We start from the raw sequence: 12,599 nt of genomic DNA, 5'->3' as shown, positions 1-12,599 counted from the left end.
TAATGGATTCCAACAAGAGAACATTTGTCGCGCTGATACTGATCCTGGGGGTATTTGTGGCTTTCCAGTATTTAAGCCCCAAGGGCCAAGCCCCGGTCCAGCCGCCGCAGGAACAATCGCCGGCGGCCGGCCTGCCGGAGGCGGAAAGCACCGCCGGACAGCCGGAAGCCACGATAGTTGCTCAAACCCCAAACAGGGCTTCGGTCCAGGAAACCGCCCCGCAGATCCCGGTGGTCCAGTCAACGCTGGAATCCGCCGATCTCAGGGCGGTGTTCAGCAATCAGGGGGCCTGTCTGGTGGAGTACGATCTCAAGGGCTACAAACTGCCGGACGGCCAGGCGGTCCAGTTGATCCCGGAGAACGGCCGGGCCCTGACCATGGACCTTGCCGCCAACGGCGTTCCGGTGGATCTTTCGCAGTATGCATTCATGGTGTCTGAGGAGACCGACAGATCGGTGACCTACCAGATCAAACTGGGCAACGGGCTGATCGTCAAAAAACGCTATGCCGTGTTGGACAATGGTTCGGGCTTGGCGCTTAACATCTATCTGGAAAAGCCGGATAACGTTGTCCTGGGCAGGAGCTATAATCTTTTCTGGAACTGCGGGCTCAATTTTACCGAGAAGGACCAGAAGATAGACGAGAACGAGTACGCCGCTGTCTCGATGCTGGGCCAGAAGCTGGAGACCGACAAGGCAAAAAAATTAGCCAACCCGGATATTGATGAAGTTCCTGGAGATATAATTTTCAGCGGGGTGCGCACCAAGTATTTTTTGGCGGCCATGATCCCGTCCAACAAGAAAGCAGTGGCGGTCAAGCAGGGGCTGAATGACGGTCGGGTCTCCAGCCGGCTCTCGCTGAAGGCCGAACCATCCGGCTACGACAGCATTGTGGTATATCTGGGTCCCATCCAGCATCAGATACTGGCCGGGGTTTTCCCCCAGCTTGACAAGGTGGCCGATACCGGGTGGAAACCCCTGCAGCCGGTGACCCGCGGGATATTATGGCTGCTGCTGTTCCTGCACAGCTTCATTCCCAACTACGGATTGGTGATCATCCTGTTCTCGATCATCATCAAGCTGGCCTTCTTCCCGCTGTCCTACAAGGGCATGAAGTCCATGAAGCACATGCAGCAGCTCCAGCCCAAGATGAAGAAGATCCAGGAACAGTACAAGAAGGATCCCGGCAAACTGAACCAGGAGACCATGGCCCTGTACAAGAAGCACGGGGTCAATCCGCTGGGCGGCTGCCTGCCGCTGCTTCTCCAGATGCCGGTGTTCTTCGCCCTGTACAGCGTGCTGGCCAACACCATCGAACTGCGCCAGGCCCCGTTCATCTTCTGGATCAACGACCTGGCCATCAAGGATCCCTATTATGTGCTGCCGGCCCTGATGGGGATAGCCATGTTCTTCCAGCAGAAGATGACCACGGTGGACCCCAAGCAGAAATTCATGATCTATATGATGCCGCCGTTCATGGTGTTCATATTCAGCAGCCTGCCGGCCGGGCTTAACCTCTACTGGCTGATATACAACATCCTTTCCATCGGCGAACAGTACATCATCCATATCCGCCACAAACCCATCGAGGACTGATCCGCCGTTCATTGCCAAGGCGGGACAGACATCACTTTTAAATTAAGAACCAAATCAAAAGAGAACCAAATGAGCGTATTCATAGAAAAAGAGGCCAAGACAGTTGAACAGGCCATCGACAAGGGCCTGGCGCAAATGGGGATCCACCGGGAGGACGTGGAGATAGAGATAGTCAGCTTGGGCTCCGCCGGATTTCTGGGAATATTCGGGGGCAAGCCGGCCAAGGTCAGGCTCAAAGTGCTTCCCCAGCCCAGGGTCAAGCGGCTGGTGGAGGGCATCCTGGAAAAGATGGATATCCCGGGCATGGTCAGTTCCTTCCACGAGGAGGGAAACCTTCTGGTAGCCACCATAGATTCTTTCGAGGGCGAAAAATACCTCCAGGCCAACCAAGGGGCGGCCATCACCGCCATGGAATATCTTATCAACAAGATCTACCGTGACTCGGAATATGAGGTCCGCCTGGATATCGGGGGCTTTAGGGAGAAGCAGAACGACGACCTGAAAACCCGCGCTTTGCAGCTGGCGGCCAAGGTCAAGGAAAGCGGCCAGGAGCACAAGATGGAACCGATGCCGCCCCACCAGAGGAAGATCGTCCACAAGACCCTGGAGAACAACCCCGACGTCAAGACCTTCGCGGTGGGCAACGCCGATTTCCGCCGGGTGATAATCGCCCCGCGTTTGCCGGGAGATAAGCCCGGCCAGAGAGGAACCCCGTCCGCCCCCCGTCACGAAGGCGGCGACCGGGGAAAATTCCGGGGAGCCCCAAAAGGCAGGGGGCCGCAGCCCCGGCCGGCCGGCAAAGTGCAGCCTCAGGCCAGGCCCGTTCCGCCAAAACCCCAGTCCGCCGGCAAGGTGCAGCCTCAGGCCAGGCCCGTTCCGCCAAAGCCCCAGCCCGCCAGGGAAAGGCCGGCTCCACGGCCGGTGAATGATTTCAAGTCGAGGAGCAAAAGTCCCAAGGGGCCCAGGCCGCAGACGGCGGTCAAGACAGATAATTCCCTAAGAAGCACCACCGTTGCCAGCGGCATGGCCAGCCGCCCGGCGGAGCCCTTTGTTCCCCGCGGCAAAAAGGCCAAAGGCGGAAGATAAAAAAGCAATGTCAAGGATAGCAGATAAAAAGGCCGTGGATTAACAGGCTGATAAAACCTCTTCGTTATTTTAAGGAAGAGGTTTTATTTATGCAGACACCCAAATCAGTAATTATTCCACTTTTCGATCAATGAACAAACCTTCAGAGGTCATACTGATCCAGACGCTGGGCGTGCCCCGGGAGCTGGTGCAGCAGCGCTTTGCTGAGATCCTGCCCGGACATGCACTGGTCTGGAAGGGTTCGGAGCTGGCCGGGGGCAAACCGCTGACCGAGATGATGGGCAGCGCCAAGTACCTGATCACCGGCAGTCTGCCGATAGACGGCCAGACCATCCGGAACTGCGCGCTGTCAATGATCTCCATCTCCTTTACCGGGTACGACCACGTGAACCTGGCGGCCTGCCGGGAGAAGGGGATCGCGGTCTACAACACCCCGGGGTATTCCACCGACTCGGTGGCCGAGCTGGCGCTGGGCCTGGCGTTATCGCTTCTCCGCAGCATTCCCAGGGGCGATGCCCATGCCCGCCAGACCGGAGAAAAGTTCTATGCCTTCCCCGATGGCGTCGAGCTCAAGGGCAAGACCGTGGGGATAGTAGGCACCGGGGCCACCGGGCTGGCCGCGGCAAAACTGTTCGCCGCCTTCGGCTGCAAGGTGCTGGGTTACAACCGGGTGAAAAAAGAAGAATTTGAGAAACTGGGCGGGACATACTGCAGTATGGATGATCTGCTGAAGAACGCGGACATAGTTTCCCTGCACTTGGCGCTTAACGCCGAGACCAAGCATATAATGAACGCGGAGCGGATCGCCAAAATGAAGCCCTCGGCTTATCTGATCAACACCGCCCGGGGCGGGCTGATCGACGAGGCGGCTTTGGCCCAGGCGCTCAACGATGGAAAACTGGCCGGCGCCGGGCTGGACGTGTTCGGCAGCGAGCCGCCGGCCCAAGACAACCCCCTGCTGACCGCGAAGAATACAGTGCTGACGCCGCATTTAGGCTATAAGACGCAGGAGGCGCTGTTGAGGAAGTTGGAAGTGACGTTTAGAAATATTGCGGATTTTGAAAAGGGAATTGAGACAAATAGGGTGGCGTGATATGAAGAATTTAAAACAACGTCTATTCTGCTCTTTTTTGCCTTTGCTTGTTGGTGTTCTTGTGGCTCCAGCAGTATTATTATATGTAAAAGTGTTTTATGGTAAAATCGGATTATTTATAGCAATTCAGGAGATATATGTTTCACAATTTAAAGAAGGTCATAATTTATTTTTTATTGAATTAACAAGCTTAATTCCGTTTTTTGTTCTAACAGCATATTTGCTTTATTACACTTCAGAAGGATCTATAAGAAAAGCATACGCCATGTGCATAGGGGGGATCGTTGGTTCACTTATAGCAACAATAGCAGGTCATTTTTCAATTTGGCATTCAATATATACAAATTCACCAGGGTCATCAACGTCTGTTATAGGTTTTTTGTTCATACCTTTCATAAGTATTTTGCCTATGTGCTTTGTGAGTTATATTGCATATTTGTCAACCAAAGCATAAAAACATTAAACACTATTTTATTTAACAATACTAAATAAAAATCATGAACATTCACGAATACCAAGCCCGCCAGCTGCTGCGCGACCACGGGATTCCGGTCCAGCCGGAGAACCTTTCCTGTCCGGCATCAAATGAACCAAAGGCGGCAATAAAGTCCCGGAAATATGTTGATTTAACAAACCTCTTCACCAACACCGATGGAGAGGTTTTTTTTTCTTTACAAGACTGGTCGATTTATGTTTTAATATAATATAACCAAAATACCGAAGCTACTAAAAATGAAAGGAAGTCGGGCTATGGCGAATTTTGATTTGACCCTGAAAAATCTGGAAGAATTGTTTCCGGATGGGTTCACCCAGGAACAGTTGGCTAAGGGGAAAACGATTCTGCTTAAAGAGCTGGCTTATGACCTTCATAAATATTACGGCGGCAAGATGATCACCGTGCCCAAGGCCGGGGTCTATGGTTTCAACTGGTTCAACATCTGGTATACGCCGGGGGTATCAAAGATCTCCACCACCATCAGGGACAATAACGACGCCTCGTTCGACCTCACCAACCGTGGCAACCTGGTGGCGGTGGTCTCGGATTCCACCCGGGTGCTGGGCGACGGAGACTGCACCCCCCCGGGCGGCCTGGGGGTGATGGAGGGCAAGGCCTTTTTGATGAAATATCTGGGCGGCTGCGACGGGGTGGCTCTGTGCATGGACAGCCGCAACAGCAAGGGCGAACATGATGCCCAGAAGATAATAGATTTCGTGAAGATGGCCGAGCCCAGCTTCGGGGCCATCAACCTGGAGGATATCTCCCAGCCCAACTGCTACAAGGTTCTGGACACCCTGCGCCAGGAATGCAACATTCCGGTGTGGCACGACGACGCCCAGGGGACCGGCTGCGTCACCCTGGCCGGCCTGATCAACGCCCTGAAGATAGTGGGGAAGAAGATGTCCGAGGTCAAGATCGTATTCTACGGCGCCGGGGCCTCCAACACCACCATCTTCCGCCTGATAGAGACCGACGGCGGCGATGCAAAGAACATGATCATGTTCGACACCAAGGGCACCCTGGGCCCATTCCGGGAGGATATCAAGAGCAATCCGGCCCATTACCGCAAGTGGGAGATCTGCCAGAAGACCAATCCCAAGGGAGTCAAGACCATGGAGGAGGCCATGAAGGGGGCCGACGTGCTGATCTCGCTGTCCACCCCCGGCCCCAACGTCATCAAACCGGAATGGATCAAGTCGATGGCCCCCAAGTCCATCGTCTTCGTCTGCGCCAACCCGGTGCCCGAGATATATCCCTACGCCGCCAAAGAGGCCGGGGCTTACATCGTGGCCACCGGCCGGGGCGACTTTCCCAACCAGGTGAACAATTCCCTGGGCTTTCCCGGCATCCTGAAAGGGGCGCTGATGGTGCGGGCCAAGAAGATCACCGACAACATGGCCATCGCCGCCGCCCACTCGCTGGCCGACTACGCCGAGAAGAAAGCGCTGTCGCCGGACAATATCATCCCCAAGATGAGCGACGCCGAGGTGTTTCCCACCGAGGCCCGCGACGTGGCCATGCAGGCCATCAAGGACGGAGTGGCCCGGGTGAAGATGACCGCCCAGGAGGCCTTCACCAAGGCCGAAACGGATATCAAAGAGGCCCGGGAGATAACCGACAAGATGATGGAGCTGGGAATGATCAAAAAACCGCCGGTGGAGATGCTGGAGGCGGCGGTCAAAAGGGCGGTGGCCCAGATAAAATAACCTTTACCACAGAGACACCGAGGCGCAGAGAAAATTCGAATACTTGTTCGAGTGCCCAGCCGTCTAATAATTTGGGACCATCAAAGAAAAACTCAGTGTCTTCGTGCTTCTGTGGCAAGGATAAATTAATATAAGGAGACGCATAATGCGGACCATCGAATACAAAAAGATAGTGGAGACGGTCAAGGAGATGTGCCTGGAGGCCAATTACGACCTGCCCCAGGATGTGATCGACGGGTTTAAGAAGGCCGTGGCCCAGGAGGAATCGCCCCTGGGGAAATCCATTCTGGAGCAGTGCCTCAAGAATGCCCAGATCGCCAAGGATGAAAGGGTGCCCATCTGCCAGGACACCGGACTGTCGGTTTTCTTCATCAACATCGGCGCCGATGTCAAGATCGACGGGGGATTGCTCAAGGATGCCGTCAACGAGGGGGTGCGGCAGGGGTACAAGGATGGCTACCTCAGAAAATCTTCCCTGGACGACCCCCTGTTCGCCCGGAAAAACACCGGGGACAACACTCCGGCCATCATTCATCTGGACATCGTTGACGGGGACAAGCTGGACATCACCATGGCCCCCAAGGGCGGCGGAGCCGAGAACATGAGCCGGCTGGCCATGCTGCCGCCGTCGGCCGGGGAGAAGGGGGTGATCGATTTCGTGGTGGACACCATCGTCAAGGCCGGGGGAAACCCCTGTCCACCCACGGTGGTGGGGGTGGGCATCGGCGGCACCTTTGAAAAGGTGGCCTATCTGGCCAAGAAGGCCCTGATGTGGCCGCTGAATGCCCTCAACCAGGATGAACGATATGACCAATTGGAAAAGAGGATCCTTCACCGGATCAACAATTCCGGGGTCGGCCCCCAGGGTCTGGGGGGCAATGTCACCTCCTTTGCCATCCATATCGAGCATCATCCCTGCCATCTGGCCTCGCTGCCGGTGGCGGTGAATGTCAACTGTCATGCCCACCGGCATGCCCATCGCGTATTATAGGAGAATCTCATTATGGCAAATCCAAAAAAGATATCCACCCCCCTGACCGAGGAGACCGCCCGGTCCCTCAAGATGGGCGACGAAGTCCTGATCACCGGAACCATCTATACCGGAAGGGATGCCGCCCATAAAAGACTGTGCGAGGCACTGGAAAAGGACGGCAAGCTGCCGGTGGAACTGAAGGGAGAGATCATCTACTACGTAGGTCCGTCGCCGGCCAAGCCGGGAAAGGCCATCGGAAGCGCCGGCCCCACCACCAGCTACCGGATGGACGCCTATTCCCCGGCCATGATCCATAAAGCCGGGCTGCGGGGCATGATCGGCAAGGGCGAGCGCAGCGAAGAGGTCATCAAGGCCATGAAGGAAAAGGGGGCGGTGTATTTCGCCGCCATCGGCGGGGCCGCGGCCCTGATCTCCAAGGCCATCAAGAAATCCACCCCCATCCTTTACGAGGAGCTGGGCCCCGAGGCGGTATGCAAATACGAGGTGGAGGATTTTCCGGCCATCGTGGCCACCGATTCTGAGGGGAACGACCTGTACAAGGAAGGGCCCAAGAAATTCAAAAAAGCCTGACGAATACATTAGTGAAAGCAAGCAGAAGGCCATGACCAGCCTTGCTTGCTTTCGACAGGCGTTCTTGACCCAGCCCTTAAGGGCTGGGTCAAGGGCAGAGACTACCTCCCGATCTTAGGCCGTTCTCGGCCTTTGCCTCAATAGCAGAAGAGAATACTGAGCTGGGCGAAGACTGCCCAGCTCAGCATGAATTTTCCCAGATTCGGCATGGCTTAAAATGACAAAAATTATCCGTATAACATTTGGAGCAGGTTAGATGAATGTCCACGAATATCAAGCCAAGGAATTGCTGAAAAGCTACGGCGTTCCGGTGGACCGGGGGTTCATGGTGCAGTCGCTCGAAGAGATCGGGAGAAAACTAAACGAGCTTCCGGGCCCCGGCTATGTGGTCAAGGCCCAGATACACTCCGGGGGGCGGGGCAAGGGCGGCGGGGTGAAGCTGGCCCGAAGCAAAGAGGAAACCCTGGAGCAGGCCAGGAATATTCTGGGGATGAACCTGGTCACCAACCAGACCGGCCCGCAGGGCCGTCTGGTCAGCCGGTTGCTGATCACCGAGGCGGTGGACATCGACCGGGAATATTATCTCAGCCTGCTGATCGACCGGGCGGTCTGCAAATACGTCTTTGTGGCCTCCACCGAGGGCGGGATGGAGATAGAGAAGGTGGCCGAGGAAAGGCCCGACAGCATCGTCAAAATTTACATAGATCCCTTCAGCGGGTTCAAGAACTTTCATGGCCTGGAGATGGCCGGAAAACTGGGGTTCACCGGGGACCTGGCCAAGCAGCTGACCGCCATCATGAGGGGGTTATTCAATCTCTTCATAGAGAAGGACGCCTCTCTGGTGGAGATCAATCCGCTGGTAAAGACCAAGGCCGGAAAGCTTCTGGCCATAGACGCCAAGGTCAACTTTGACGACAACGGCCTGGGCCGCCACCAGGAGATCCAGGCACTGCGGGATATAAATGAGGAGGACCCCAACGAGGTCCAGGCCTCGAAATACGACCTGAGCTACATCAAGCTGGACGGGACCATCGGTTGCCTGGTCAACGGAGCCGGCCTGGCCATGGCCACCATGGACATCGTCAAATTCCACGGCGGCAGCCCGGCTAATTTTCTGGATGTGGGCGGCAGCGCCACCGCCGAAAAGGTGACCGAGGCCTTCAAGATAATCTTAAGCGACCCCAATGTAAAAGGGATCCTGGTGAACATCTTCGGCGGGATCATGAAATGCGACGTGATCGCCGAGGGGATCGTCTCGGCCTCCAGGACCCTGGGGGTGAAGGTGCCGATAGTGGCCCGGCTGGACGGCACCAACGTGGAGCAGGGGAAAAAGATACTGGCTGAGTCCGGTTTGAAAATAACCCCGGCCGGTTCGTTGAACGAAGCGGCCAAAAAAATTGTTGCGGAGGCTGAGGGCTATGGCCATTCTGATTGATCAAAACACCCGGCTGGTATGCCAGGGGTTCACCGGAAAGCACGGCACCTTTCACACCCTGAAATCGGCCGAATATGGGACCAGGGTGGTGGGCGGGGTGGTGCCCGGAAAAGGCGGGACCATTCATGAGGGCTTTCCGGTGTTCGACACCGTGGCCCAGGCCCGGGAGAAAGGCGGAGCCAACACCTCCATGATATTCGTTCCGGCAAATTTCTGCAAGGATGCCCTGATCGAAGCAATAGACGCCGAAATGGAACTGGTGATCTGCATCACCGAGGGCGTCCCGGTCAACGACATGCTGTTCGTCAAGCGCTACCTGATGGGAAAGAGAACCCGGCTGATAGGCCCCAACTGTCCCGGTGTCATCTCCCCCGGCCTGGCCAAGGCCGGCATCATGCCGGCCTCCATCCACAAGAAGGGCGGGGTGGGGGTGATCTCCCGCAGCGGAACCCTGACCTATGAGGCCGTCAACCAGCTGACCCAGATGGGGATCGGGCAGTCGACCTGCCTTGGGATCGGCGGGGACCCGGTGATAGGCACCACGTTCATCGACGCCTTTGAGCTGTTCAAGAAGGACCGCCAGACCAAGGCGGTGCTGATGATCGGCGAGATCGGCGGGTCCATGGAGGAGGAGACCGCCCGGTGGATAAAGAAGAACTTCGACAAGCCGGTGGCGGCTTTCATCGCCGGGGCCACCGCTCCCAAGGGAAAGCGGATGGGGCATGCGGGGGCCATCATCTCCGGAGGCAAGGGAACCTATCAGGAGAAGGTCAGGGTATTAAAATCCTGCGGAATAAAGGTGGCCAAAAGCCCGGCCGAGATGGGCAAGGCGCTGAAGAGCGTTCTGTGATCGGCCATAAACTGAAAGGGCAGATTATCTATTGACTTTTTGAAATTATGTGGTAAACTTGAAAAACAGGGAATTTTCACGGAAGGTGCTTCCGGACAATAGAAGGGGATTCAATATCACCTTTGATCGTCAACGCTTTTTTTGGATCCTTTTTTGTTTAGAAAAATATCAAATTGGGAGAATAATAATGGCCAAAGCACCTCTGAATTACACCCCGGTCGAGACCAACGATACCCTGCAACTCAGCGGAGAGAGGATCGGCGACAGGATCTTTTTGAAGATCGAGGAGATCAGCGGGGAGAAGGTCTTCCGCTGCATGCAATGCGGATCCTGTTCGGCTGGCTGCCCCATGCACGACCGGATGGACATCGCCCCGAACCAGATCTGGAAACTGCTGCAGATGGGCGAGTACGAAAAGGTGAAGAATTCCGAATCGATCTGGGCCTGCCTGTCGTGCTTCACCTGCGGGGTGCGCTGCCCCAAGGGCATCGACCTGGCCAAGGTGATGGAGGCGGTGCGCCAGCTGCTGGTCAGAAAAAGGCTGGACCGGGTGGACGGCAATAAGATACCCAAAGAGATATTGGAAGAGGTTCCCCAGATCGCATTGATCAGTTGCCTGCGCAAGCAGTCCGGCTGATTTTTGTTTTATACCACAGAGACACAGAGACACGGAGAAATCATTGGACACAGAGAATATCATAACTGAGCGGATCATCAAGTGCGCGATTGAAGTGCACAGGACATTGGGCCCCGGTCTTCTTGAGTCGATATATGAAGAGTGCTTGTGCAAGGAATTTGACCTGGATGGGTTGCCGTACACTCGGCAAAAGGAATTGCCGATACAGTATAAGGGTATGGTGCTATCCGAGAAATACAGGCTCGATCTAGTGGTGAATGAAGCAGTGGTTGTCGAATTAAAATGCGTCGAGATGATTTTACCTGTCCATGTGGCGCAGGTGTTGACATATCTTAAGTTGACGAAAATGAAATTGGGTTTGCTGCTGAACTTTAATACCGACATGATGAAACGGGGCATCAAAAGGGTCATCTTATAAATTATCTCTGGGTCTTTGGGCCTCTGTGGTTAAGGTTTAATGGAAATGGAGAAAACATGAACAAGATATCCTATTATCCCGGTTGTACCCTTTCCAACACCGCCAAGAATTTCGACCTTTCGGCCAGGGAATCAATGAAAGCCCTGGGCTGGGAGCTGGATGAGCTGCCCCGATGGAACTGCTGCGGCACCGTTTATTCCCTGGCCTCCGACAACCTGATCAACCATGTGGCTCCGGTCAGGCTGCTGGTCCATACCCAGGAGCTGGGACGGGACAGGCTGACCACCCTGTGCAGCATGTGTTACCATACCCTGAAGATGTCCAACCTGATGGTGCAGCAAGATAAGGACAAGCTGGAGAAGATCAATTTCTTCATCAAGGACAAGGATGCCGAATACAAGGGCCGGGTGGAGGTGCTGCACCTGCTGGAGATATTGAAGAACGACATCGGCTTCAGCAAGATCAAGGAAAAGATCTCCCGGCCGCTGAAAGAACTTAAGCTGGCGCCGTATTATGGCTGTCTGCTGACCCGGCCCAAGGCCGCGGCCATCGATGATGTGGAGATGCCGACCGTCATGGGCGATCTGATAGCCTCCCTGGGAGCCCAGGCGGTGTACGATCCCTGTCTCACCGAATGCTGCGGATCCTATCACACCGTGATGGACCAGGAGGTGGTGGCCGACAAGGCCGAGCGGATAATATCGTCGGCCATAAAGAATGGCGCCGAGGCCATTGTCACCAGCTGTCCGTTGTGCTTCTTCAACCTGGATGAGCGCCAGAAGAACATCCAGGAGAAAACTGGCAAGGCTTACGATCTCCCCATCCTGTATTTCACCCAGCTGCTGGCCCTGGGATTGGGATTGGGGGCGGAGGTCTGCAAATTCGACCTGCATCATATCGATCCCCGGCCGCTGCTTAAACAGAAGAATCTGTTATAAAATCAGAAATCCGAATTCTAATTAATAAGGGAGAAGATATATGGAAGCCAAAATAAACCTGATCCCAATCCACGTGATGGGCAAACAGTATATGGTGCCGGACACCCTAACCGTCATGAAGGCCATGGAGTATGCCGGCTATCAGCTGACCCGGGGCTGCGGTTGCCGGGGCGGCATCTGCGGGGCCTGCGGCATAGCCTTCCGCCTGCCCGACAGCTACAAGATCGAAGTGGGTCTGGCCTGCCAGGCCATGGCCCGGCCCGGCATGTACCTGGCCGTCCTGCCTTTCTTCCCCAACAAGCGCGGCATCCACGACCTGAACAAGGTCAAGGCCACCGTCGACACCTTCAAGGCCCTGTACCCGGAGGTGTTCAAGTGCGTGTCCTGCAACACCTGCACCAAGTCCTGCCCGATGTCCATCGAAGTGATGGACTATATCAACGCCGTCATCCGAGGGGATATCGAGCAGGCGGCCGAGCTTTCCTTCGACTGCGTGATGTGCGGGCTGTGCACCTCCCGCTGCCCGGCCGAGATATCCCACGCCAATGTGGCCATACTGGCCCGGCGGCTGTATGGTTCGCAGATCGCACCGCGGGCCGAGCACCTGGCCAAACAGGTTAAGCAAGTAAAGGCTGGGAAGTTCAATGAAGGGCTGGACCAGCTGAAAAAGGCTGACGTCAACAAGCTGAAGGAGCTGTACAAGGCCCGGGAAGCCGAGCCGGACAACACGACGGACGAATGGGCTCCGAAATCTAACGATTATTTATAAGGAGATGAG

At 55.5% G+C, this 12,599-nt stretch carries 12 protein-coding genes; all 12 read left to right on the top strand.

Going from position 1 to position 12,599, the window contains the following annotated elements:
- Positions 1–2 precede the first annotated feature (2 nt).
- Positions 3–1,595 carry a hypothetical protein gene (locus tag A2273_02280; GenBank protein ID OGF07319.1) on the top strand — a complete coding sequence of 531 codons (1,593 nt, stop codon included), beginning with the start codon at positions 3–5 and terminating at the stop codon, positions 1,593–1,595.
- Between the two features lie 69 nt (positions 1,596–1,664).
- Positions 1,665–2,681: a hypothetical protein gene (locus A2273_02275; protein ID OGF07318.1), complete on the top strand. Its 1,017-nt coding sequence runs from the start codon at positions 1,665–1,667 to the stop codon at positions 2,679–2,681.
- Positions 2,682–2,811: 130 nt separating this feature from the next.
- Positions 2,812–3,774 carry a hypothetical protein gene (locus A2273_02270; GenBank protein ID OGF07317.1) on the top strand — a complete coding sequence of 321 codons (963 nt, stop codon included), beginning with the start codon at positions 2,812–2,814 and terminating at the stop codon, positions 3,772–3,774.
- Between the two features lie 750 nt (positions 3,775–4,524).
- A complete protein-coding gene (locus A2273_02265; GenBank protein ID OGF07316.1) occupies positions 4,525–5,979 on the top strand; it encodes a malate dehydrogenase in 1,455 nt (484 codons plus the stop codon).
- A 145-nt stretch (positions 5,980–6,124) separates the two neighbouring features.
- Complete coding sequence (locus A2273_02260) at positions 6,125–6,970, top strand: fumarate hydratase (GenBank protein ID OGF07315.1); 846 nt, start codon at positions 6,125–6,127, stop codon at positions 6,968–6,970.
- 12 nt (positions 6,971–6,982) lie between these two features.
- Positions 6,983–7,543, top strand: coding sequence for a fumarate hydratase (locus A2273_02255; GenBank protein ID OGF07314.1), 561 nt, complete (start codon positions 6,983–6,985; stop codon positions 7,541–7,543).
- A 256-nt stretch (positions 7,544–7,799) separates the two neighbouring features.
- Complete coding sequence (locus A2273_02250; protein OGF07313.1) at positions 7,800–8,978, top strand: succinate--CoA ligase subunit beta; 1,179 nt, start codon at positions 7,800–7,802, stop codon at positions 8,976–8,978.
- The gene (locus A2273_02245) at positions 8,962–9,828 is read left to right on the top strand and encodes a succinate--CoA ligase subunit alpha (protein ID OGF07312.1); all 867 of its coding nucleotides are present in this window, start codon (positions 8,962–8,964) and stop codon (positions 9,826–9,828) included. The genes A2273_02250 and A2273_02245 overlap by 17 nt, the downstream gene beginning before the upstream one ends.
- A gap of 235 nt (positions 9,829–10,063) precedes the next feature.
- A complete protein-coding gene (locus A2273_02240; GenBank protein ID OGF07997.1) occupies positions 10,064–10,465 on the top strand; it encodes a heterodisulfide reductase in 402 nt (133 codons plus the stop codon).
- Between the two features lie 43 nt (positions 10,466–10,508).
- On the top strand, positions 10,509–10,883 hold the full coding sequence (locus A2273_02235; GenBank protein OGF07311.1) for a GxxExxY protein: 375 nt from the start codon (positions 10,509–10,511) through the stop codon (positions 10,881–10,883).
- Between the two features lie 56 nt (positions 10,884–10,939).
- Positions 10,940–11,821 (top strand): heterodisulfide reductase, subunit B, encoded by an 882-nt coding sequence (locus A2273_02230; GenBank protein OGF07310.1) that lies wholly within the window; start codon positions 10,940–10,942, stop codon positions 11,819–11,821.
- 40 nt (positions 11,822–11,861) lie between these two features.
- Entirely contained in the window at positions 11,862–12,590 is a 729-nt protein-coding gene (locus tag A2273_02225; protein OGF07309.1) for a 4Fe-4S ferredoxin, read from the top strand.
- The last annotated feature ends 9 nt before the right edge of the window (positions 12,591–12,599 follow it).

Source organism: Candidatus Edwardsbacteria bacterium RifOxyA12_full_54_48 (assembly GCA_001777915.1).
GTDB lineage: Bacteria > Edwardsbacteria > AC1 > AC1 > EtOH8 > UBA2226.
Note: the sequence above shows the minus strand (reverse complement) of the source record. Positions and strands in the feature narration are given on the sequence as shown.